Origin of the sequence: Pelagibius sp., from assembly GCF_965249265.1 — a bacterium.
Taxonomy (GTDB): domain Bacteria; phylum Pseudomonadota; class Alphaproteobacteria; order Kiloniellales; family Kiloniellaceae; genus Pelagibius.
The window spans coordinates 969,563-994,836 of the sequence record NZ_OZ252224.1 but is presented as its reverse complement, the minus strand read 5'-3'; the positions used below and the strand labels follow the sequence as shown (position 1 = coordinate 994,836).

The following is a 25,274-nucleotide window of genomic DNA, read 5'->3' as shown; positions in this document are numbered from 1 at the left end:
GGGAAAATAGGCATGGTTAGGGCAGGTACTCCGCAAGAAAAGCTTCAAAACTAAGTAGCGACCAAATAAACAGGCGGCGGTTGGTGGCGCCCTTCGTATGTTCTTCCACCAGCCGCGTTGTGGTAGCGCGGTCAAGATATTCATGGATGCGGGCGTTGTCGGAGAGGATCGAGCGGCGCACAAAGTCGATGCTTTCCCCCTTGAACCAGCTGGCATCGGGCGCGGAGAACCCTTGCTTGACTGCCTTTGCCGTACTTCGGGGCACGTAGCGTTCCATCACGTCACGCAAAATCTGTTTGCCGTCGGCAGATTTCTGGAAATACTTGCCCTTCCGCCCCAGCATCTCGTTCTCGTTTGTTCGAATCACGCCCCGCAAATTGTTTAGCTTGAGCGAAACAGGGCATTTCATGGCGAAGTCGACAAGATCGTTATCGAGAAAAGGCACTCGGGACTCCAGCCCATGAGCCATACTGATCTTATCTTCCACCACCAGAAGGCCGTGAAGGAACGTCTTGGCTTCAAAGTAAAGCGAGTGGTTTATGTAGTCTTCCGCTGTCTCGAGTTTGTTTTCATGGAAATCGAAAACGTCTCTAAAGATATCCCTGGTCCAAACGTCATTCACATCTGGCCAGATTGGCGCGAAAAGCTTGGCGACCTCGACATTGGGGATTAGGCGATGCCAAAAACCGTAATACTGATCGATATAGTGCTCGAAGTCATCGCTCACAGCCGCTCGGTAGTAGCGCCAAGGGTATCCCCCAAACATCTCGTCACCACCAGCACCTGATAACACTACCTTGACATGGCGACTGGCGAGTTGCGCCGCGTAGAAGTTCGGATAGCTCTGGCCGACGCGCGGCTCCTCAAGGTGATGGGCAAGCGTGGGAAGCGCTCGCTCCATATCGCCGGAATTCAGCACGGTCTCATGATGCGTCGTGTGGAGGAAATCTGCAATGCAGCGCGCCGCTTCACGCTCATCAAAGGCAATTTCCATGCCCGACGCAGAGGCCAAATCAAAGCCACAGGTAAAGGTGTCGATATTGGGTCTGTTATGAGCAGCAACCGCTGTGATGGAACTTGAATCTATGCCGCCGCTTAGATAGCTGCCCAAGGCAACATCGGATACCAGCTGTCGGTTTACTGCTTGTCGGAACAGCCGATCAAGCTCTTCCCGGTACTCGGCGCGCGAAGCCTCGCGCACCGGTTCGCGAAAATGGAAATCCCAGTAGCGAACCAGTTCCAGTTCCGGATCGGAACTGCTCACATCGACCGATGCATAGTGACCGGGTGGCAAGACCGAAACACCTTCAAGAAAGGTACTGTCGGTGAACAGGTTCTGAAAAGTGAAATACTCAAGCAGCGCCTTCTTATCGAGCCGACGCGCGAGATTGGGAATGGCGAGCATGGCCTTCTGCTCTGAGGCAAAAGCAAGGAGTCTGCCTTGCCGGCAATAGTAGAGCGGTTTGATGCCATAGCGGTCGCGTGCGAGCAGAAGCTGACGGGTCTGTCGATCCCAGAGTGCAAAGGCGAACATGCCGTTGAAGCGGCTCAGCGCATGTGGTCCCCAATGGATCACGGAGTTAAGCAGAACCTCACTATCCGTGCGCGAGTGAAAGACGTAACCGAGAGCCTGCAGTTCACCCCGCAACTCACGGAAATTGTAAATCATACCGTTGAAAACCAACACGTAACGGTCATCGGCGCTGTGCATGGGCTGACTAGCGGCATCAGAAAGGTCGATGACCGCTAGACGCCGGTGGGTGAGCCCGACATTACCCTCACGCCAGATGCCCTCGCCATCGGGTCCACGATGAGCGATCGCGGACGCCATAGCCTGCAGGACGCCCTGCTTCACTGGCGCGCCGCCAACGTTGATATACCCAGCCAGCCCACACATTTCGATACTTGTCCCGCCTCTTTTCAGGCCGGCTTGTGAGCCGTGAGATAGAGACCGTGGCGATGGTTGTTACCCTTGTAATCGTAGCGGCGCACATCCTCAACGGCGAGACCTTCCAGCGCACCGAAAATCTCATATTCGCGGAAATGATGGAAATGTACTGCGTCGGTAACGAGATCAGCGCGCTCGGTCCACACCAAGGTACTAAGGTAGAGGCGTCCGCCGTGGGTGAGGACACGACGGGCCTCTTCTATAGCACGGCGCCAGTCGAGAATGTGGTCAAGGCTGGTGTTGAATAGTACGCCATCCAGACTGGCGTCCCTGAAAGGCAGGTATTCGCCAACCCCAATGAGACGAAAAGGCGCCTGGCGGCTGCAAAAGGGATCGAGACCGACATAATGAACGGTAGGGGGTAGCAGGCTAGCACCGATCTCCGGGTCGTCACAGCCAACATCGAGAAGAGCTCCCTCAGCCCCCGCCAAAAGAGAACGTAGCCGATGCAAATGACGCTCGTAGTGAGTATCATCACTCGGCGCGTTAATCTCACCCGACTGCTTGATCGAAGCCAGCAGGAAGTACTGCATGAAGCTATCATCAGCATAATCAGCCAGCGGCACCACTAACCTATCGGTGAAATGCGGCTGGAGACGATGAGGCAGAAGAAGCTGCGCCTCACCGCGCTGAGGATAAAGATGCTCGCCATCTGAGAGGGCTGCGCCGCCATCGACGGGCGCTAGCTGCTTGCCGCTGTCGGGAGAGGTGAGCAGAGGAAGAACCTCACTTAACATAAGTGCGGAGGCATGGGGAGCCGCCATTAGCTCGCCTGCACTCACTTGGTGCGTATCACACACAAGCTGGGGAGGTACACTCAAGCGCTGGCCCTCTGCGCTTGGCGCCGCACCGCCACTTCCTGCTTGTGCTGGCCACGCCATTCAATCAACGCCCTCAGTCCGTCATCAAGACCGACACGGGCGGCAAACCCGATCTCCTCGCTTGCCCGCTTCGGGCAGCCGATTCGATTGCGCACCAGGGTAACAAGGCTGCGCTCCTGATAGTTGATTGGTTGGTTAGAACCGGTAAGCATAAGAAGCTTCTCAGCAAGTTCCTTGAGCGACGTGCGCTTGCCCGTTCCGACATTGTAGAAGCGATCAACGCTGTCGGCCTTCATGGCGCAGACATTGGCTCGCGCACAATCCTCTACCGCAACGAAGTCGAAGGCCTCGCTACCATCACCGAAAACTGTTGGCGCGTCACCATTATCGATGGCATCCAGCATCTTCATGATCACGGCGATATAGGCGCCGTGATAGTCCTGGCGCGGCCCGTACACATTCATGTAGCGCAAGCCCACGTAATCAAGGTCATAGCGGTGATGGAAGGAGCGGATCATCGCCTCACCAGCAATCTTGGTCGCGCCGTAGAAATTCTTGTTGTTGAATGGATGATCCTCATTCATCGGCTCCTCCACCGCATCGCCATAGACCGAGGCGGAGGAAGAATAGATAAGACGTGCCACATTTTGCTGAGCGCAGGCCTCCATAACGTTGAAGGTACCCCCCACATTGACGTTGAAAGCGGCGCGGGGAAACTCATGACATTGCAATAGCCAAAGGGCGGCGAAATGAAACACGCCGGCGGCCCCCCTAAGCGCCGCGTTGAGAATATCAGTCTGGCAGATATCGCCTCCAGCCTCATAGATGCGCACCCGAGGGTCCTTCAGCGCTGCTTCGAGGTTCTCCAGTGATCCGCGGGTGAAATTGTCATAAATGACGATCTCGCCAACATCTTCCTTTGTCAGCTGATCGACGGTATGCGAACCGATAAGCCCTGCACCGCCAATCACTACTAACTTCTTCCCTCTGATATCCAACGTCCGTTTCCTTGTTTTCGGTGGTGCGGGCCTTAGGCCGCCGCCCGCACCGCGTCTGTGATCATCGCAATCTGGTCTCTGTCCAGATAGGGATGCATGGGTAGACTGAGAACCTGGGCCGCCAGCCGATCCGCAACTGGCACGCCGCCGGGCACTGTCGGATGCATGGCGTAGCCGGTTTGGCGGTTCAGCGGAATCGGGTAATAGACCGCCGTCGGCACGCCCTTGGCTTTGCAGGCCGCGGCCAAGGCGTCCCGACCGCGGACCAGCAGGGTGTATTGCGCCCAGGTCGAGGTGCAGCCCTCGTCTACACGGGGCGCCGTCACTGTGTTCAGACCTTGCAGGGCGGCGGCGTAACGCGCAGCCACCGTCTGGCGGGCGGCCAGTTCGTCTTCAAAGATTGCAAGCTTTTCGATCAGTATGGCCGCCTGGAGGGTGTCGAGGCGGGAGTTCAGGCCGATCCGCACATTGTCGTACTTGTCGCCGCCCTTGCCGTGGAAGCGCAGGCTGCGCAGCAGACCCGCCTTGACAGAGTCCTCTGTGAATACCGCGCCGCCGTCGCCGTAGCAGCCCAACGGCTTGGCCGGAAAGAAGCTGGTCGTCGTGTAGTCCGCCAAAGCACCGATCCGTCGACCCTTATAGGCGGCACCGAAGCTTTGGGCGGCGTCGTCCACCAGGGTCATGCCTTCGCGTGTGCAGATATCCCGGATGGCATCGTAGTCGGCCGGATGGCCGAACAGATCGACAGCGATGACCATGCGCGGGGTCAGGCCCAGGCGCCTGGCTTCCAAGATGCCGGCCTCCAGGCTTGCCGGGTCCATGTTGAAGTTATCCTCACCCACGTCGACAAACAGGGGCGTGGCACCGGTCGGCGGCACCACCTCGGTCGTGGCGACGAAGGTGAAGGCGGGCACGAAGACGGCTTCACCCGGCCCCACGCCTTCGGCCATCATCACCAGTTGCAAGGCGTCAGTGCCGTTGGCGCAGGTTACACAATGGGCGGCATTGCAGAAGGCAGCCAGTTGCCCCTCCAGTTCCGCCACTTCGGGGCCCAGGATATAGGCGCCATGGGCCAGCACCCGCCCGATGGCCTGGTCGAGCCGCGTACCCAGGCGGCGTTGCTGAGCGGCCAGATCGATGAAGGCAATGGAAGTGTCGATCATCCAGAAATCTCTTCCAGAGTCTCGGGGCCGGTCAACCGATAGCGACTGCCGTCTATGGAGCAGACCAGATCATCGCCCAGGCGATCGCCGGCTTTGCTCATCCAGCCGATCCGTCTGGCGGGCAACCCCGCCATGAGAGCAAAGGCCGGAACATCCCTGGTCACCACGGCACCCGCCGCGACAAAGCAATAAGCGCCCAGCCTGTTGCCACAAACAATCGTTGCATTGGCGCCGATTGTTGCCCCCCGCTCCACGGTTGTGGGCTTATATTCGCTCTTGCGCTCGATCTCGGCGCGCGGATTGATGACGTTGGTGAACACACAGGACGGGCCGCAGAACACACCGTCTTCCAAGACTATGTCATCGTAAATCGACACATTGTTCTGGATCTTGACTCGGTTGCCGATGGTCACCCTGTTTCCAACGAATACGTTCTGCCCCAGTGAACAGTTTTCGCCAATAACGGCGCCGCCGCAAACGTGAACCCAGTGCCAAACACGGCTGCCGGGTCCGATACGGGCTCCTTCGTCGACAATCGCGGTAGGGTGGATACTGACTTCTGGTAATCCCATCAAGCGTTCAAGTTCTTCAAAGCGAACAATACTCTTCCATGCCAATAGGTGGCTCGGCCACGACGCGACAAGACGCGCATCCCTGTATCCTTGCACTCACTCCGCGGCCTGCCGGGTCATCGGATGCTGCTCGCCCCGTCCCAGTTCGACGTCGGCTGTGCGCATGGCCGACACCATCTCTATCGACGGGCGCACGTCTTCCAGGCCGAAGCCATTGCCGGCAACGATCGCCTCGTAGCTCGCTGTGTGAAGATCGGTGAAGCCATCTGAAAACTCCACGTTCTCACCATCGACGGTAACCGCGCGATAGGTTGACCGACCACTGTCAATGCCGGCAGGCAGGTCGTTGCGGTCGACGGAGAGGAACCAGCGGATATCGGCTTTCTCGCACTGCAGAAAACCGGACATCTGGCGCTCATTCCTCAGATGAAGAGCGCTATCGGTAACGGTGCCGAAAACGAAGTTGAGCATGTCGAAGAAATGCACACCGATGTTGGTGCCAACACCCCCGGATTTTTTGTCATCGCCTTTCCAGGATTGGTGATACCAGCGCCCTCGCGAAGCCACATAAGAGAGATCCACCGAGTGGCGCCGGTCGGACCCATGCACCTTTTGTTTCAGGGCAATAATCGCAGGATGAAGGCGCAATTGGAGGATGGTGTTGATCCGCCGCCCGGTGCTGGATTCGATTTCGGCCAGCCCGTCGACATTCCACGGATTAAGCACCAGCGGCTTCTCGCAGATGGCGTCGCTGTCAGAGCGCAGGGCAAAACGCACATGGGCATCATGCAGGTAGTTGGGTGAGCAGACGCTAACATAGTCGATGCACTCGCCGCTGCGGCGCTGCTTATCGATATAGCGGTCAAAGCGCTCGAACTCGGTGAAAAAGTGGGCATCTGGAAAATGGCTGTCCATGATGCCGACAGAATCATTGGGATCAACCGCAGCTTTCAGCGTGCCGCCCACGGCGCGCATGGCTTTCATATGACGGGGCGCGACATAGCCGGCGGCACCGATAAGTGCAAAGTTGGTCACTAGGGGAACAATCCTTTTTCCGCACTTCAGATCACTTAGCCCACGCTACCGCACTCCGGGTGACGGCGGATTCGCCTCCCGGAGCTGCAATTCCTTTTCGTCAGCCGGCGCCACGCCCTTCAGGCGGCAGCCAGGGCCTCCGGATCAAACAGGGTGCGCACCTTGCGCCCCAGAAAGTCGATGAGGACGATCGCGCGCTCGCTCGCCGTCAAGCCCTCGTAGAGTCCGAGAAAGCTCTCGAACGCGCCCTCGGTAACGCGCACCTTGTCGCCGCTCTTCAGATGACGCTGCGGCTCGAGACGGACGCAACCATCCTCGCCTTCGCGATCGCGCAGCGCCTGGATCACGGCATGAGGCACCGCGACGGGCTTATCCGCCGCGGCAACCAGCCGGGCAACGCCAAGGGTCGAATTGATGCAGTGCCAGCCCTGGCGGCCAGCATCGAAGGCGACGAAGAGATAGCCGGAAAAAATCGGACGTTCCACCCTTTCCGTCTTGCGCGCGTGGCGGCGCAAGCAGGCATACTTGGGCAAGTAAACACCATAGCCCTGACGGCGCAGGTTGAAAGCGGCCTTGTTTTCCTGGCCAGGTTTGGTCTGCACCGCGTGCCAGCGGATGTCGTCGCCCCTCATCATACTTCATCGTCGCTCTGTCTGGGCCTCGCGATGGCCTGGGCGAGAAGATGCGGCACCAGCACCCTGTCAGCCCCAAGCTCGGCCACCGCAACGTCATATGCCTTCTGGGCATCCGCGATATCCGTGATTAACACGCCGTCGAAAGGTTCGGTCACGGCGCCGATTCTCGGCACCAGCGGCAGGTACGCGAAGCTCTCCTGCCCAGCGGCACCCTCATCGACCACCGCCACCAAGCGCAGCGGATGGTGCAGCGCACAGACCAACGCGATCTCAGCCATGTCGCTCCGCCCGACCAGGATCAGCGACTTCCAGCCATTGGCCGCCGCCTCGCCCAGCTTCTGCTCGCAAGAGGCGCGCGCCTGACGGAAGAAGTCGAAGGAATTGAGCAGATAGCTGGCTGTAAGACGCGATTTCTCGGCAAAACCCTTAGGGGTGAGATAATAGGCGTAACGCCGTTTTGGCACCTGTTGGACTTTGATCAGTCCCTTGTTGACGCAGCGTTTGAGGTAGGCATTGACCAGGCCGACGGCGATGCCGAGATCGGCGGCGATACGCCGCTGGGTTACGGCGCGGTCGCCTTCGACGGCGTTAAGCACACCCAGTGTTATGCTCGCCGTCATCTGTCGCTGCTCTTCCGAGATGTCAGAACTCGCCATGTTTTCCCCTGGACCCAACTGGAGGATGGCCCCTTGCCGCCATTTCAAAGGTTGAGCTACCACACCAACCGTATAGTTTGTTCACGGCATGAATGTCAAAGACTTTGTTCACGTCGTGAATATTAAAAAATGCCCATGTTGAACGAAAATATGTAGGAACCATAATGACTTAACCTGAAAGAGGGTTCGAGCCCATCCCTGCCGTCCTGATCACGCCGTGTAGCAGCTCGCAAATCCGGGCCGCAAAAAGGGTGACCTGTTCCGGGCTCAAGTTCTGGACCGGCAACACGCGGTAAATCCGATGTTCCAAAGCCAGAGGCCGCTGATGGGACCAACTCCTCGGCAGCACAGCGGCTTAGAGGCTCCAGTAGCGGATCGACGGAGGAAGGTCGGAAGGATCCAAGGCCGACTTCACGTCCACCAGTATGCCCCCCTTGGCCAATCGATCGACGGGCCGTGGATCCTTACTTTCCATTATGGCGCGATGAGGCACGCAGAGCACCAGTGCATCGAGATTGGTCATTACCTCTTCTCCGGCCAACTCGATACCAAACTCCTCGCGGGCTTCGTCTTTGTCGACCAAGGGGTCATAGACCACAGCCTCAATGCCGTACTCGCGAAGCTCGGTGATGATGTCGGGAACCCGGCTGTTACGCAGGTCGCGGACGTTCTCCTTGAAGGCCAGGCCCAGGATACCAACCTTCACCGCGCCGTTCAGACGCCTTTCCTGACCCAGCATCTTCACCACCCGCCCGGCAATGAAAGTGCCCATGCTGTCGTTGATCCGCCGACCGGAAAGGATGACCTCAGGCGTGTAGCCGACCTCCTCCGCCTTGGCGGTGAGATAGTAAGGGTCGACGCCGATGCAGTGCCCGCCGACAAGACCGGGGGAGAAGGGCAGAAAGTTCCATTTTGTGCCGGCAGCAGCGAGGACATCGCGTGTTGGAATCGACATGCGCTCAAAGATGATGGCCAGCTCGTTCATGAGAGCGATGTTGAGGTCGCGCTGGGTGTTCTCGATCACCTTGGCTGCCTCGGCCACCTTGATGGAACCGGCGCAGTGCACACCGGCAGAGGTGATCGCGCCATAGATTTTCGCGACCCGGTCGAGCGATTCTCTGTCCTGGCCAGAGACAACCTTCACAATGCGCTCCAATACGTGCTCGCGGTCACCAGGATTGATGCGCTCGGGGGAGTAGGCGAGCTTGAAATCCTTGCCGCAGGTAAGGCCCGAAACCTCGGCGAGGAGCGGCCCGCAGACGTCCTCTGTGACGCCCGGGTAGACCGTGGACTCCAGGGCGACGATGGCCCCGGGGGTCAGATAGCCGGCGACGGTGCGGCAGGCGCTCTTGACCGCACCCAGGTCCGGACGGTGGTTCTGGTCCACCGGCGTCGGTACCGTGATCGCATAGAAGGTCCGGTCGCGCAGGCATTCTGGATCGTCGGATACGACCAGGCTGGCGCTCTCCAAGACCTCTGGTGCGATCTCGCCTGTCCAGTCGTCGTTGTTTGCGACCGCTTCTACGCGCTTGCTGTCTACGTCGAAGCCAACGACATCCTTAAACCGACCGGAAAGGGCGACGGCCAGGGGAAGGCCGACATACCCGAGGCCAATGACGGCAATTCTCTCATCACTCTTCATAGACTGCGTCTCCAGGGCGCAAAAAGGAGGATCTCTGTCTGCTGCTCTGACTGCGCCGCAGAAAACAAAACCAGCGCGCCAGCGCTGATGTAGCACTCATGCGCTGATTTGACGTCGCTAAGCTCCGCTCGACGTCACTTGCCGCGCGTCGCTCGGATCGGCGCTAAGCCGAGCCAAGCCGGGCATTGGTAATAAGAGATTTGGCGATCAGCAAGGTCTAAATCGACGGTTGGAAGACCTCGCATTCCCCTGCCGAGGTCTGCGAATTGAAACCCGGTCAGTCCACCTTCATCGCACCCGACCAAAAGCATCGCCTGGCGAACTGCGGCCCCGGAACTCCGAAGATCATTGAAATTCAGTGCCGCAACGGCCGCGGTGCAGACGATGCTGGGCGCCTGGAAGACAACCACAGAGGGCGCCGAGGCGGCCATTGCTTGACAAGACTCACCACATCAAGTTCAGTCCGGCCCAACGAAAACTGGATGGATCTGAGCGGGGGCGCGGCACGATGACATGCTTGCACATCGCTATTGTCGGGGCCCACGCCCGCTATTTGATCAACTTTCGCAGCCCTTTGATGCAGGCAATGAAGGCCTGCGGCCACGAGATTTCAGCGATGGCCCCAGACTTCGATGCGGAAACGCGGGCTGAATTGTCTGCAATTGGCGTCACACCCGTCGATATCTCTTTGTCACGTACGGGGATGAACCCGCTTACGGACCTCCGAGATATTGTCAGACTCTATCAGACGATGCGCCGACTTAATCCGGATGTTTTTCTGGGCATCGCTGTCAAACCGGTCATCTACGGCTTGCTTGCCGCTGCGATGGCGCGTGTGCCCCGGCGATTTGCGCTGGTAACGGGGCTGGGATACGTGTCTTCCGAGAGCAAAACGCTCAGAGACCGGGTCGTGCAAACAGCAGCGCGCCAACTTTACCGTATAGCCCTGCACAAAGCCGATGTGGTTTTTGTACAGAACCCGGATGATGCCAATGAGCTTGTTGCCCGGCACATGGTCGCGCCTGATAAGGTCGTTCGAGTCAACGGGACCGGAGTCGATCTCGTTGCCTGGCCCTTGATGGATTTGCCCGGCCTGCCGGTGACCTTTGCGTTAACGGCAAGACTCTTGGCGGAAAAGGGCGTGCGTGAGTACGTCTCTGCTGCGCGCCGGATCAAGGCGAAACACCCCAAAGTGCGCTTCCTTCTTCTTGGAGGAATAGACTCCAACCCCTCCGCCATCGGAGAAACAGAGGTGGCTTCCTGGGTGGCCGAGGGTGCGGTGGAATGGCAGGGTCACGTGGATGTGCGGCCCTGGCTGGCACAAACCAGCGTCTTCGTACTCCCCTCCTATCGTGAGGGTGTTCCACGCAGCACCCAGGAAGCTCTCGCCGCCGGGCGCCCGATAATAACAACGGATGCGCCTGGCTGCAGAGAAACCGTCATCTCCGGTCAGAACGGTGTCCTTGTTCCTCCGCGTGACGTCGACGCCCTTGTAACAGCGATGCTGTATTTCGTCGAGAACCCGCAGCAGGTTTCCGTCATGGGCCAGAGCAGCCGCCGGCTCGCCGAAGAGCGCTTTGATATCAAAGCAATAAACGAGAAGATGATATTTGTTATGGGGCTTGATGACGATCTTCAGACGAACCGCGAAATTGAAATGTCCCGTGGTTGATGCGGTGCATCAGTAAAGCTTACAGGAAGGAGCGCACTGTCTGTCAGGGCTCTGTGGTGCGGCCATCACTGCCAAGCAGTTGGGCAGTCATCTGACCGGCCTCCTTCGGCCCCGGTGCAGGCAGGACAGCGACAAAGACCGCTGCGGCGGCGCCGGCCAAAGCTAGCCAATGGCTCTGCCAGAGCCCGTAGGCAATGCTGGCGATCCCCAGAACGGTAACGAACATCGCAACCGCAAAGACCATTGCCGGTGACCCCAAGCGATCGATCCGCCGGGCGATCAGGACCAGAACGGCCACGGCAAACAAGATGCCGACGGCCCCGGTCTCCACCATGATCTGCAGCGCGCCATTGTGTGGATGGGAAGGGATGATTTTTACGCCGGGTGCAAAGGGCTCGACGCCGGCCGTTGGCAGGTCGGGCGAGGCATCGAATCCCCAGCCGAGGACCGGGCGTTCGCCGATGCGATCGCTGACGACTTCCCAGATGTGCAGGCGGTGGAGAGCGTTCCGCGGCAACATCTCGTCCTGATCCAAACCAGCCCGCGGGATCAGATCCACGGCCAGCGGGGCAGCGAGCAGGGTGCCGACGACAGCGGCTGCAAGCACCAAACGCGCGGCAGCGCGGCCGAAGCAAGCCACTGCGGTCGCCAGAAGAGCAGCCCCCAGGGCAATCATGGAGGAGGAGGAATCGGACAGAAGCGTCAAGGCGAAGAATGCCGATGGCAGCAGCAGCGCGGCGGCATGCCATCCCTGTCGCCAGGCAAAAGCGGCGAGCGGCCAGACAAGAATGGCCAAGGCGGAAACGCCCCGATTCAGTTGCCAATTGGTGTTCCCGCCGCCAGCCGTGCCCTTCAGCAGGCCGAAAATGGGCATGCCGAACAGCAGGTCGATCAAGACGATAGAGGCCGCCACGGCAAATCCGAGACAGAGCCCATGCACCACGCGTTTGCGCTGGCGGTCATCGAGCAACCGCACCAAGCCCGCGAGATAGAGCAACACCAACAGCAGCACGCCTACCCGGAGCGCGAGCGTGGCGGCATCCGCCGGATGAAAGCTCCACCAGGCGGCTACCAGACACCAGGCAATGAAAAGGGCGAGCGCGCCGGCCAGACGGCGGTCGATCACACGCCAGGGCAAAGCCGAAGTGCCGAGCACCAGGCCGCCCGCCAGCGCAGCGGCGAACACCAGCGGCACCACCGCCTTGGCCGCCAGCAGGCTGAGCGGGGCCAGCAGCAGAGCAAAGAGCATCAGGATGATGCTGAGACGGTTGGCGCGTTGTGGGTTGTTGGAAAGGGCTTCCGAGGCGTTTGTCACTACGTTCCGTCCAGCGCAGGGTTTGGTCATCTACCGCAAGATAATGGGGTGACCGCGATCTTCATGATGTTGGAAGCGTGTCCCGTCCAGGCCGCCCTGCCGGAGACCGATTGGCCGACACTCCGCCACCTGATTAAGCTGAATTCCGATAGGTTGAAGTTTGCGACTGGATGAGGACGCGAAACGTCATAACCGAGAGGCTTTTATCACAGAGACAAATGCTAAGGAACAGCGTTTTTCGCGGTTGCAGATAAGGCCGAGAGCTCTCATCGGTGGCGGAAAGCCGGCGACGGACCGCTGCGGCAGATAGGATCTATCCTCCTCTGGAGAGGCATCCCCGAAAGCCACCGCCTTGGCAAACCTCTACAGCGTTTCACCTCATATCCGGCAAATGGGATATCCCAAACAATCGTACTCCCAAAAACACCCTGAATCATCAGGCCACTTCGGGCGTTGGAAGTGAACCACTTGAATTAATCGGCGTCCTCTAGAGGATTTACAGCTGACGTCAAAAAAACATTTAAAAACAATGCATTACTGACTTACTCAATGAGCAATTTGTAGCAGTCTTTGTAGCACTGGGAAAAGGTCTACGCTGGCAGCCTTCGATCGATCCAATGATCTGTCCAACGGCCCATGGACTTGAAGAACGAGAACTTCGGCATCAACCAGACTCAACCTCCGAGGTGAGGACCATAATCCAATACCTAAGCGATCAGCCAGATCCGGTCAGGAGTGCAAGCTCACCGATAACCCCTTCGCCTGGATGTAACGCTGTGAGGTCTGACTGCAGGTTCAATTCGAGGGCACGCAACCGCCCTTGTACGGCTTTCCCGACCTTATGGCTTTCCCGTCGCAATAGCTGAAGCCCAGGACTTTCGATTATTAAGACCAACATTCGCCGATAGAACTGGTCTAACGATGTCAAGTATCAGCCAAACCATAACCACAGCCTGTTCAGTTTGCGAATGACTTCAGGACTTGGATTGTCAGAACGTCCCATCGCTCAAACAAGGGTACCGAGATCCACGTCGCCATTGTCCAAACTGCCCGTGACGTTCGTAACGGTGGCGAGCACCGTTTCAAAAACGAGATCACCATCGCTATCCAGGGAGATCACAGCATCTTGGTCGCTGCCGGCTTGTTGGATATCCAATCTGGCGCTGCGCTCGGCGTCGGCAACGCCAAGGCTGTCCAACAGTGCATCAATGTCGATGAGATCCGGGCCCGTGGCATCGAAACCATCGATCACGTCGCCGGCGTCGAGGAGATCTTGATAGACGAAGGTATCGGCGCCATCGCCGCCTTCAAGCGTATCGCTGCCAAGGCCACCAATCAGCGTGTCGTCACCCAGTCCGCCAAGAAGGATGTCGTCCCCTTCATTGCCGATGATCAAGTCCCGACCTGCCTGACCATTTAGATAGTTTTCCCCAACTGTGCCCGTGACCGTATCGTCGCCACTGGAAGAAACCATCCCGGCAATCTGCGCCTTGGTCCAGATCGTGCCATCATTCAATTCAATCGTTTCCAGTCCGTAACGGCTATCGCCCAGTTGGTTATCGAGAAGGATTGACCCTGGTGAATCGCCGAAGGTGATCGTCACATCAAGGGCATCAACCTCACCTTTGGCGAACATCGCATCACGCGGCGCAAAATCAGATCCGAGAATCAACTTGTCGCCCAGGTGGCGGGAATACTGGGTGGAACTGCTGTATTCGTAGATCGTGTCGTCGCCGTCACCCAGGTTGTAGACGTAGGTATCGGCGTGCCAGCTGCCTTCCAGGTAATCGTTGCCGGCACCGCCGATCAGGCTGTCCGCACCCAACCAGCCGTAAAGACTGTCGTTGCCCTCACCGCCGTTGATGGTGTCGTTCTGTTGAATGCCGAAGATGTAGTCATCCCCGGCAGTCATCGCCTGGGCGTAGCCGACATGGGCAAGCTGGGATTGGTCCCAGATCGCACCGTCAGCGAAGACGATCTCCTCCACGCCAAAGCGATTGTCGCCGAACTGTTCGTTCAACAGGATCGAGCCCGCCGCGCCCTGGAAGCTGATGGTCACATCCTCCCAGTCTGCATCGTCGCGGGTGACGATGATGTCGCCAACCGCAATACCCGGCCCCAGCACCAGCTTGTCGCCCAGGTGGCGGGAATACTGGGTGGAACTGCTGTACTCGTAGATCGTGTCGTCACCGTCACCCAGGTTGTAGACGTAGATGTCGGCGTGCCAACTGCCTTCCAGGTAGTCGTTGCCGGCACCGCCCGTCAGGCTGTCCGCACCCAACCAGCCATAAAGACTGTCGTTGCCCTCACCGCCGTTGATGGTGTCGTTCTGTTGAATGCCGAAGATGTAGTCGTCCCCGGCGGTCATCGCCTGGGCATAGCCGATATGGGCAAGCTGGGACTGGTTCCAGATCGTACCGTCGGCGAAGACGATCTCCTCCACGCCAAAGCGATTGTCGCCGAACTGTTCATTCAGCAGGATCGAGCCCGCTGCACCCTGGAAGCTGATGGTCACATCCTCCCAGTCTGCAGCGTCGCGGGTGACGATGATGTCGCCAACCGCAATGCCCGGCCCCAGCACCAGCTTGTCGCCCAGGTGGCGGGAATACTGGGTGGAACTGCTGTACTCGTAGATCGTGTCGTCGCCGTCACCCAGATTGTAGATATAGGTATCGGCGTGCCAACTGCCTTCCAGATAGTCGTTGCCGGCACCACCGGTCAGGCTATCCGCACCCAACCAGCCGTAAAGACTGTCGTTCCCCTCGCCGCCGTTGATGGTGTCGTTCTCATGGATGCCGAAGATGTAGTCGTCGCCGGCGGTCATCGCCTGGGCGTAGCCCAGATGCGCAAGCTGCGACTGGTTCCAGATCGTACCGTCGGCGAAGACGATCTCCTCCACGCCAAAGCGATTGTCGCCGAACTGCTCGTTCAACAGGATCGAGCCCGCCGCGCCCTGGAAGCTGATGGTCACATCCTCCCAGTCTGCAGCGTCGCGGGTGACGATGATGTCGCCAACCGCAATACCCGGCCCCAGCACCAGCTTGTCGCCCAGGTGGCGGGAATACTGGGTGGAACTGCTGTATTCGTAGATCGTGTCGTCGCCGTCACCCAGGTTGTAGACGTAGATGTCGGCGTGCCACCACCCCTCCATATAGTCGTTGCCGGCGCCGCCAATCAGGACATCGGCGCCCGTCGAGGATTTGATCGTATCGTTCCCTACACCGCCGGCCATGACTTCATTGGAACTGTCGCCTACGAGACTGTCGTCGCCAGCGGTGCCGCCAAGTGTCTGTGCCAATACGTCGGTATAAGAAAGCGTCGTGCCATCGAACCACTCGATCCCCGACAACTGGCCACGGTGATAGTAGTCCTCCACGAGAACCTGGCCGCCACCCGCAAGTGAGAGCAGGAGATCATCACCACTTTGGGCAAGTGAGACGTCAGCAACAGCAATTCCCTCGCCAAACCGGAGAACATCGAGGTCGTAAATCCCGCGGCCCTGGGCATTCTGGAGCAAGTCAGTCCCTTCACCAGTTTTATACAGATAGACATCGTTGCCTTCACCGCCGGAAAGCGTGTCATCACCCAACCCACCGACAATCAGTTCGTCAGCCACAGTGCCGGAAAGGTCGTCATCACCGGGCGTGCCCAGAACCAGCGCAAATCCGCCACTGGGCAGCACGTTGATCTGCATGTTCTGGCTGACCGATTCTCCCGCCAGGTCGGTGGCCTGTATCGTGAGCGCAACAAATCCGACATCGGAATCGCCCGGCATCCCCGTAAAAGTCGCGCCGTCGAATTGGAGCCAAGCCGGCAGGGGCGAACCATCCGCAAGGGTTGCGGTTACGGTCAACTGGTCGCCGACGTCTACATCGGTGAAGGCTGCATCCGGTATCGCGGCCGCCAGGGAGCCTCCCACCTCAATCTCAACTGTCGACAGGCTGTCCCCAACCGTTGGGGCGTCATTGGTGTTCGCCACCGTAAGGGTGAACTGCGTGGTTGCACTTTGACCGAAGTCATCGGTCGCGGTCACTTCGATATCCAAAGACCCGACGTCGGCATTGAGAGGCGTACCGGCAAAAGCTGTGCCATCGAACAACAACCAGGCAGGCAAGGCCATACCGGAAGCCAGTTGTGCAGTGTAGGTCAGCGTATTACGAAGGTTGGCGTCGGAGAAAGCATCGGCAGCAATCGCCAGATTAAGAGGAGCGTCTTCGTCGATCGCAACGTCAGCTATTCCCTGGTCGACCAGAGGCGCCACATTGGTCAGCTCATCATAGATGTCGAGCGTCGAAATGCTGGTGCCATCCGCAAACTGGATGCTGTCGACACCGGTCTGATCACCGGCGAACTGCTGCTGAAGGATGATCGTGCCACCGCCCGCCAGTGAGACAAGAAGCTCGCTCTGGTCTACGCCGAAGGCATAGCTGACATCTCCCTGAGCGACGCCGGCGCCAAAGACAAGGCGGTCGCCGACGCTCTCACCAGCGACTTCGGTGATCAGATCATTCCCATCCCCGATATCGTAGATAAAGTCGTCACTGCCGCCGCCACCCAACAAGGTGTCGTCGCCGCCGCGCCCTATCAGGGTATCGTCGCCGAGATAACCGTCCAACAGATTACCCGCAGCGTCGCCGTAGAGCGCGTTCTCGCCGGTCGATCCAAGAACGTTCTCGATCTCGACCAGAAGTTCCACGGTCCCGACAGATGTTGTCAGTGTATCGCTATCCAAGTCCGCAACGAAATCACTCGTGGACTCGTTATAGTCCGCGGTGTCGACACCGGCACCACCCACAAAACTGTCGACCCCACCGCCACCGCTGAAAGTATCGTTCCCGGCGCCACCAACTAGCGAGTCGTCGCCGCCGCCACCTGCTAGGTGGTTGGCTCCGGCGTCACCGAAGACGGTGTCGTTTCCGGAACCGGCAATTACGTTCTCAATGTTGACGAAACTCTCCAGGCCGCTGACATCACCGGTCGTGAGATCGATTACCAGACCCGAACTGCTGGTGCTGTAATCGATGGTATCGATGCCGGCACCGCCATCGAATGTGTCGACGCCGTTGTCGCCGCGCAGGGTATCATTCCCGTCGCCGCCGAATAGCTGATCGTCGCCGTTGCCCCCGAAGAGGGCATCGTCGCCGGCGCCGCCGTAGACGGTATCCTGATCGTGGCTGCCGGTCAGATAATCATCTCCGCCACCGCCGATGATGGAATCGTTGCCGCTGCCCCCATTGACCGTATCGTTGCCGTCACCCGCATCGACCGTGTCGTTTCCGCTGTCGGCGAAAACCGTATCGTCCCCACCTCCTGCTGCGATGGAGTCCGACGACGTAAAGGCCTGGATCAGATCATTCCCTTCAGTAGGCGCCTGCTCAAGCCAAAGCGCCCGCAGATCGGCTCTCGTCCAAACCGTGCCGTCGTCGAAGGTGATCTGATCGATGCCACGGTTGTACCATTCGTTGAGGTTGTTCCTCAGTTCGATGGATCCGGCATCCCCGGCGCCCGGTGCGGATTCGGCAATCACCAGAGTGATGTGATTGCCGTTGCGCACAAAAGAGATCTCTGCCGGATCAATACCCTGAAGAATGAGGGTATCCGCCGTACCGCCAGGATGCGTGTGCCAGCGGGCTTCCTCTTCGACGATAACGTCATTGCCATCGCCACGGGTGTAGATGTAGGTGTCGTTGTGGAAGCCACCGACAAGGCTGTCGTCGCCGGCTCCACCGATGATCGTGTCATGGCCGGACCCGGCGAAGACCGTATCGTTGCCCGCTCCTGCGTCTATGCTGTCGCTGGTATTGAACCCGTTGACCACATCATCGGCCGGGCTCAGCGCCTGATCCAGAACTGTCAGACGCAGCTCGCCACGGGTCCAGACAGTGCCGTCATCGAAAATGATCTCATCGACACCGCGGCTGTACCACTCGTCCAGATTGTTCTTCAGCAGTATCGATCCGCCATCACCGGCGCCGGGCGCCGATTCCGCGATTACCAGGGTCACATCATTGCCGGCACGAACAAGGGATACAGCCGCCGGATCGATGCCGTGCAACAACAATTTGTCCGCGGTGCCGCCAGGATGCGTGTGCCAGCGGGCTTCCTCCTCGACGATGACATCATCGCCGTCGCCGCGGGTGTAGATGTAGGTGTCGTTGTGGAAACCGCCGACAAGGCTGTCGTCGCCCAGGCCACCAATGACAGTGTCATTGCCGCTGCCGCCATGCAGGGTATCGTTGCCGGCGAGGCCGTCGATATGGTTGCCAACGTCAAAGCCCGGAATGACGTCGTCGCCCGTAGTACCCACGGTCATCATCTCGGTAACGTCGGCGTAACTCCAAACCGTGCCGTCATCGAAGAAGAAGGACTCAACCCGCGTGTCCGACCCCCAGAACTCGTTGACAATCCGCAGGCTGTCGCCGGTCGACGTGACGGTCATGATGAGATCGTTGCCTTCGCGTGACAGGGCGAGGTCGGCCGGCGTGATGCCCGGCCCGAAGACGACGCGGTCGTCCTCTCCGGCGAAGATGCTGACTCTGCTCTCGGATATCTGGTCGTGCCCATAACCGACATCGAAGACATAGGTATCGCTGCCGTCGCCGCCCGCGAGAGTGTCATTGCCGGCGCCCCCGTCGAGGGTATCAGAGCTGTAGAAGCCCAGCAGGTTGTCGTCGCCGGCGGTGCCCTGAAGGAGGATGAGCTGGATGTCCCAGGCATTCCAGACCGTGCCGTCGGCAAAAGCAAACGACTCGATCTCCTGCAGGCGGCTGCCGAGATTGTTCCAACCGAACTGGCCCTGAATGGTCAACTGATCATCCGAACCAGTCAGGTTGACGATCAGACTGCTGCCGTCACGACTGAGAACGACATCTTCCGGGGCGATATCATCAGTAAAGACGACCTGATCACCCTCGTCCGCAAAGATCGAAGAGGCGTTGTCGTAGATGACATCGACACCCGACCCGGTGCCGAAGACATAGATGTCACCGCCGTTGCCGCCCTCCATATAGTCGTTGCCGGCGCCACCATCCATGATATCGGTGCCGAAGAAGCCGATCAGCGTGTCGTCGCCGGCCGTCGCTCCGTCATTCAGCAACTGTGCCTGAATGTCGCCGCGGGTCCAGATCGTGCCGTCGGCGAAATGAATCTCTTCGACTTCGTCCAGGCGGCTGCCGAGGTTGTTGGTGCCGAACTGACCGAGAATAGTGACCTGCTCGCCGGTCGCGTCCAAGGTGACGACGAGGTCGTTAAGGCTGCTGCCGCCGCGGCTTAGCGACACATCGGCGGTCGTGATCCCTTCCCCCAGCTGCAGCTTATCGGGGCCCTTGGCAAAGATGCTCAGGGTTTGATCATGAATGACGTCTACACCGTAGCCGAGGCCGAAAACATAGGTGTCGGCGCCGTCTTGACCCAGGAGCAGATCATTGCCGAGGCCGCCGTCCAAAACGTCATCGCTGAAAAATCCGGTCAGCGTATCGTCACCGTCCGTGCTCTGAAGCAGGTGCTGCTGGATCTCGCTGCGGCCCCAGACCGCGCCATCGCCAAAGACCAGGGATTCGATCTCATCGAAGCGCGACCCCAGATTGTTGGCGCCGAATTGGCTCTGAATGGTCAGGCGTTCGCCGGTGGCGGTCACCTCGATGATCAGGTTGTTGCCGCTGCGTGAGAAAGTAAGGTCGGCCGCGGTCAGGCCGTCCTGGAAAATGACCTGATCCTGATCGCCACCCAAGGGGTTGGTCATCTGGTCGTGGATGACGTCCTGGCCATAGCCCAGGCCAAAGATATAGATATCGCTTTCATTGCCGCCGGAGAGGAAATCATCGCCCGCACCGCCGTCGAGCGTATCCTCATAGGAGAATCCGTAGATCGTATCGTTACCGCCGGTCTTCGCGTCGGCAACCATCTTCTCCATGATCTCGTACCAGCGGTAGGAGAAGCCATTGTCGAAGAAGACTTCCTCGATCCGGTTCAGCCACTGCGTGCCGAAGGGACCGGTATAGGTCGCGGCGAACTGCTCTTCGATCGTCAGGACGTCTGTGGTTCCATTGACCAGGATGTCCAGGTTGCTCGAGTTGCCGTCACGGGAGAAGGTGACGTCCGCTTCGGTGATGCCGTCCTTGAAGACAACGCGGTCCTCGTTTCCGGAGAGAATATTCGGACTGTTCTCAAAGACCGTGTCGTGCCCATAGCCGGCCCCGAAGATGTAAGTGTCGCTTTCTTCAGCCCCGACGAGACGGTCGTTGCCGAGGCCACCGTCCAGGTTGTCCTCATAGGCAAAACCATAAATGGTATCGTCGCCGGCCGTCTTGGCGTCAGCGACCAGCTTCACCATGATGTCTTCGGCGCTGTAGTAGCTGCCGTCGTCAAAGGTGAAGAGCTCGATGCGGTCGAGCCATTGCTTGCCGAGGGGGCCCGTATAGATCGCCGAGAACTGGCCGACGACCTTCAGCTCGTCGCCGCCATCGCCGACGATAAAGACCAAGGTATCGGAGTTACCGTCCCGCTGCAGGGTCACGTTGTCTTTCTCGATCCCCTCGCCGAACAGCACCACATCGGTATGCTCGATCAGGATATTGTCATTATTGTCCTCGATGACATCCTTGCCGTAACCCAGCTTGAAGACGTAGAGATCACTTTCCTCGCCGCCGATCAGGGTATCGTCGCCGGCACCGCCGTCCAGCACGTCGATCTCCGGCGTTCCTTCGATGAGATCGCTGGTCGCCTGTGGGTCGGCAACGGCCCAGGCGATATCGACCCGATCCCATACCACCCCGTCGGCGAAGGCGATCTCGGTCACCCCGGTATCGTCGGAGGCATCGCCGCCGAAAAGCCCGGGCTCCCGCCCCTCGAACTGGCGCTTGATTCGCAGCGTATCGCCGGTCGCATCGACGGTCAGGATCAGGTCGATACCCTCGCGATGCGCCGAGATTTCCGTCGAGCCGATGTCGGCAAAGCGCAGCAGATCGGGTCCGCGGTTGGAGAAGGGCGCCTCGCTCTCGTCGATGACGTCGTTGCCGAAGTTCTTGCCGACCACATAGACATCGCTGTCCTGGCCGCCGCGCAGGGTCTGGTCGCCGGTGGAGAGATAGAAGATGTCCCGCCCGCCGGTGCCGTCGACAACGGCGTTGTCGGTGGTGTCGTGGATCACCGTTTCCGTCGGCACGCCCAGAATCTCCGCCGCCTCCAGGATGCCCGCGGCCAGGCCGGTGCTCTCATAGGCCGCCACCACATTGGCGAAGACGAAACTGGCGCTCATGGCGCCGTTGCCGTGCTGCTCGAAATCGGCGTAGACGACGTCGAGGATTTCGCGCCAGGCCTGCAGATAGTCCAGCGCCCCCTGGGCATCGCCCGGCGCAGCAGCGAAGATCGCCTCGTAGAGCGGAATCAGCTCGCGGACCGTCGCCGCTTCGAAAACATCGGTCTCGGCGTTATAGACGACACCCTGGAAGAATGACGAAAGTCCGGTCTGAGAGGCCACGCGCACCGCCACGGCCTCGCCCCAGAATTCGTAGCGCTCCATGACTTCCTGCAGGAACTCGGCCTGCTGCTCGACGTTCTGCACGTAGACGAGGTCGCCCGACCCATCGATGCTGGCCACCAGAGAATTCAGGTCGCTCAGTTCCGCGCCGCCGGTCTTGATGGCATAGCCGGCCTTTTCCGTCTCCACGACCTGGCTGCCGGTGATGCTGCCGGCGTTCTCCACCAGATAGAGATCGACGAAGCCCTGCAGATCGGCATGGGTGGGGCCGGCCGGCGCCGCAAGGCCGAGCCCGACCGCCTCGGCAACCGCCTGGGCCGATGCCCAGTAGCCACCGTTGGGATCATCGACATAGACCGAGTAATCCACAGCGTTGCCATTGAGGTAGAACACGGCGAAGGAATCGACAACAGCGGCTTCCGCGGCGGGCGCAAAACTCTCGACCCGCCAGGCAGCGCCCTCACCCGGCGCCTGCGCCAGGATATCGTCCAGCGTCGGCCGCGCGATGGGATCGCCCAGGCCGTCCAATATGTCTGCACCGCTGGCCAGCGTCCAATAGCTGCCCTGGGCATCCTCGTGATGAATGCCGTAGTCGAGGACGGTGACGACCCCTGCGGCATCGACCGACACCTTGTAGGGCGCTGCGGGCCGGTCGCTGGGCGCTGTGCTGCGCTCCGGCGACCACATCTGCTCCAGCCGCCAGACCTGGTCCGCTCCGGTCGTTTGCGCGAGGAGATCTTCGAGCGTCGCCCTTGGGATCTCCACCCCACCGCCGTCCAGTATCGGATTGCCGTTTGCCAGGGTCCAATAGCCGCCCTGGGCATCTTCCTGATAGACGCCGTGGTCGAGCCACTGGGCACCGTTGGCATCGGTCTGTACGAGGACCGGGGCCAGTTCCTGGGAGTCCGTGTTGGCAGCGTTCCAGGCCAAAAGCAGCGGCTCGGTCGCGGCCACCAAAGCGTCGAGGTCGACGACGTTGAGATTGGCGCCGACCTGGGCCAAGGTCTCCGCCACGCCGAAATCGTTGGAGACCGCAAGCTGAAGATCCGTCAGCAGGCCGTAACCCTTGAGGTCCGGCACCTGGGCCGCCCAGTCGGCGATGCCGGGGTCGCCCATGTACTGCGTATCGAACTGGCTGGCGTCCAGCAGCACGTCATAGAGATTGCCCTGGCTGCCATCGCCGCGCGTGAAGGTCGATTCCGCGTGCAGGACGTTCTGGCTCGGCGTCTCGGTATTGATGACCGTCGCATTGAGGTTGATCGAGGTGATGTCCAGGTCGGCCAGGGAGAACAGCTCATCGCTGCTGCTGACGCCATCCTGATTCAGGTCGCGCCAGACCAGCAGGTCGCCAAACAGACTGTCCAGCGCGTCGATGACGCCGTCGCCGTTGCTGTCCAGTTCGGCCAGTTCCGAGAAACCGGAGACGCCCGGCGCGCCGAACAGCTCCGCAATGTCGCCGATAGCGCCGTCGCCGTCGCGGTCCATCGCCAGAAAGCCGTCGTCGGAGCGCAGCCAGGCGGTGCGCTCGGCAAAACCATCGCCGTCAAGATCGAAATAGGTGTCGGAGGTCTTGAGCCCGGTGAACTCCAGCCCGTCGCCATCCAGGTCCAGCGCCAGGGGGTCGTCGGGGTGGGTAATCCCCATGGCCTTCAGCTGCGCGCCGATGATCTCACTGAGCGGCGAAGCCTCAAGCGCCGGCCGGTCGTCAAGAATCTGATAAAAGGCGAATTCGATGCGGGCGAGGTAGATACCCAAACTGTTTTCGTCCGCGCCCGGCCCACCCTTGTAGTCGGCAACGAACATCTGATGGCCAAAGACGTCGATGACCAGTTCGCCTTCGGTGTTGAGACCATAGCGAATGAAAGGCAGGAAGCTTTGGAAAGCCCACTGCGCTTCCTCACCGCCATAGGCAATGCCGCCGGTCAGCGTGATGCCGAAGAAACTGAGACTATCGTGCGCCTCGGCATCGGCAATCAGGATATCCGGCGCCCAGAAAAACCGGTCGGCGCCCTCGTCGCCGTAAACCTCGGCACCGAAGCTCCAGACGAAGATCCAGTCATCCCCCGCACCACCGTGGACGATAGGGCCATTACCGCCGATCGAGATGATGGTGTCGTTACCGGCACCACCATCGATCTCAAGCCGCAAAAAACCCCCTTCCCCATCGGAGACATAATCGGGGAAGATCGCGACTAGCAGGTCATCACCCGCGCCGCCATCCATTTCGCCGTAACCGAAGTGGACAAGGTAATCATCGCCACCCTCGCCTTCGAGCACACTATTCTCTCGGCCCATTTGAAGGTTGGTGTTCTCGTCACCAACGACCTTGGTTTCCTTGTCGGCAATGTAAACGTCGGGGAACTCGAGCTTGAGATCCGGAAGGAAGCTCTTAAGTTCCGCCTCCAGTTCATCAAGCGACGTATCTAACCACTCGAGAAACTCCCAATCCGGATATTCCTCACGGTAGGCATCAAGAAGCGTGCGGAAGTCGTCATAAGTTGCATAGGCACCGAATGTAACGACAGCAGCCACACCAAGCGGGCCAAGCAGTGTTGTCACGGCTGCTGCGCCGACCCCGAAACCGATTGCTCCGACGACCAACTCCGTGGCTGCTTCCGCCGTAACCTTAGACTTTACTTCTTCCCATGCGGCCTCGAGGTCGTAATCATTGGATTTGTAAAGGAGCCATGCAGCAGCTCCCAAAACCAAAGCATCGGCCATATTGACCGCGCCATCAGCATTGCCCAAGAAACGGGTATGCATACTGGGCAGGGCATCCGCGCTAGCATTACGCAGTCCCATCTGTAAAACGTGCGATCGGTCGCCGAGAGGAACGTCGTGAGTGGATCGATACTCTCCAGCGGCATGCATCAGTTGATGCGTGGATGTCAGTTGTGGTTTGTCAGGGGTATTTTGAAAGGCGGAGAGATCCGCGAGCGTTCCTCCGCCAATCTCCTTGTAGATGTGCAGCGCATCTATCGATACATCATGTATCAGCGCGAACCGTGCTGCCTTGTCAGGTAGGTTCGCTAGGTCTGCCTTTTTGACACCATTTATCCTAGTAACGGCATCATTAGCCATCAAGTGTTCAAGCTCTGTGTCCCAGAAAATCGTTTTGTCTCGAAAGTCAACCGTCTCTCCAGCATCATTGGTACCAATGGTATTGATGAGAACCGTCACATCCCCAGATGCAGACTGAGCGTATTTCGCCGAAGCGGCTTGCCAACGTTGACGATCGAGGGTACCTCGCTGCGCATCGGCATAGGCATTTAAGTCGGCTCGGAGTTGATCCAGGTCCTGCTGGGAGAGTGGCGTCGGCAAAGAGTCGCTGTACGCCTG

Annotated in this window: 13 protein-coding genes; 2 read left to right on the top strand and 11 right to left on the bottom strand. The window is 59.3% G+C overall.

Features of this window, described 5'->3' with window-relative positions:
• Positions 1–16 precede the first annotated feature (16 nt).
• The 9 genes from asnB to ACP146_RS04785 all read right to left on the bottom strand — a co-directional run bounded on the left by asnB (position 17) and on the right by ACP146_RS04785 (position 9,470).
• A complete protein-coding gene (gene asnB, locus ACP146_RS04825; protein ID WP_422365628.1) occupies positions 17–1,897 on the bottom strand; it encodes an asparagine synthase (glutamine-hydrolyzing) in 1,881 nt (626 codons plus the stop codon).
• Positions 1,898–1,920: 23 nt separating this feature from the next.
• Positions 1,921–2,712: a class I SAM-dependent methyltransferase gene (locus tag ACP146_RS04820; protein WP_422365627.1), complete on the bottom strand. Its 792-nt coding sequence runs from the start codon at positions 2,710–2,712 to the stop codon at positions 1,921–1,923.
• 53 nt (positions 2,713–2,765) lie between these two features.
• Positions 2,766–3,767 (bottom strand): NAD-dependent epimerase/dehydratase family protein, encoded by a 1,002-nt coding sequence (locus tag ACP146_RS04815; protein ID WP_422365626.1) that lies wholly within the window; start codon positions 3,765–3,767, stop codon positions 2,766–2,768.
• Positions 3,768–3,799: 32 nt separating this feature from the next.
• Positions 3,800–4,930, bottom strand: coding sequence for a DegT/DnrJ/EryC1/StrS family aminotransferase (locus ACP146_RS04810; protein WP_422365625.1), 1,131 nt, complete (start codon positions 4,928–4,930; stop codon positions 3,800–3,802).
• Positions 4,927–5,547, bottom strand: a complete 621-nt coding sequence (locus tag ACP146_RS04805; protein ID WP_422365624.1) for a DapH/DapD/GlmU-related protein — start codon at positions 5,545–5,547, stop codon at positions 4,927–4,929. The genes ACP146_RS04810 and ACP146_RS04805 overlap by 4 nt, the downstream gene beginning before the upstream one ends.
• Positions 5,548–5,598: 51 nt before the next feature.
• A complete protein-coding gene (locus ACP146_RS04800) occupies positions 5,599–6,537 on the bottom strand; it encodes a Gfo/Idh/MocA family oxidoreductase (RefSeq protein WP_422365623.1) in 939 nt (312 codons plus the stop codon).
• A gap of 119 nt (positions 6,538–6,656) precedes the next feature.
• Positions 6,657–7,172, bottom strand: a complete 516-nt coding sequence (nusG, locus tag ACP146_RS04795) for a transcription termination/antitermination protein NusG (RefSeq protein ID WP_422365622.1) — start codon at positions 7,170–7,172, stop codon at positions 6,657–6,659.
• Positions 7,169–7,792 (bottom strand): winged helix-turn-helix transcriptional regulator, encoded by a 624-nt coding sequence (locus ACP146_RS04790; RefSeq protein WP_422365621.1) that lies wholly within the window; start codon positions 7,790–7,792, stop codon positions 7,169–7,171. Before ACP146_RS04790 ends, nusG begins: the two co-directional genes overlap by 4 nt.
• A gap of 391 nt (positions 7,793–8,183) precedes the next feature.
• Positions 8,184–9,470 (bottom strand): nucleotide sugar dehydrogenase, encoded by a 1,287-nt coding sequence (locus ACP146_RS04785; protein WP_422365620.1) that lies wholly within the window; start codon positions 9,468–9,470, stop codon positions 8,184–8,186.
• Between the two features lie 221 nt (positions 9,471–9,691).
• Between ACP146_RS04785 and ACP146_RS04780 the strand changes: the two genes are divergently transcribed.
• Positions 9,692–9,982, top strand: coding sequence for a hypothetical protein (locus tag ACP146_RS04780; RefSeq protein ID WP_422369620.1), 291 nt, complete (start codon positions 9,692–9,694; stop codon positions 9,980–9,982).
• Complete coding sequence (locus ACP146_RS04775) at positions 9,901–11,142, top strand: glycosyltransferase family 4 protein (RefSeq protein WP_422365619.1); 1,242 nt, start codon at positions 9,901–9,903, stop codon at positions 11,140–11,142. The genes ACP146_RS04780 and ACP146_RS04775 overlap by 82 nt, the downstream gene beginning before the upstream one ends.
• Positions 11,143–11,185: 43 nt before the next feature.
• On the opposite strand, the gene ACP146_RS04770 is transcribed toward ACP146_RS04775, so the two are convergent.
• Both ACP146_RS04770 and ACP146_RS04765 read right to left on the bottom strand, forming a co-directional pair.
• Entirely contained in the window at positions 11,186–12,457 is a 1,272-nt protein-coding gene (locus ACP146_RS04770) for an O-antigen ligase family protein (protein WP_422365618.1), read from the bottom strand.
• A 1,006-nt stretch (positions 12,458–13,463) separates the two neighbouring features.
• Complete coding sequence (locus tag ACP146_RS04765) at positions 13,464–24,698, bottom strand: calcium-binding protein (RefSeq protein ID WP_422365617.1); 11,235 nt, start codon at positions 24,696–24,698, stop codon at positions 13,464–13,466.
• Positions 24,699–25,274 lie beyond the last annotated feature (576 nt).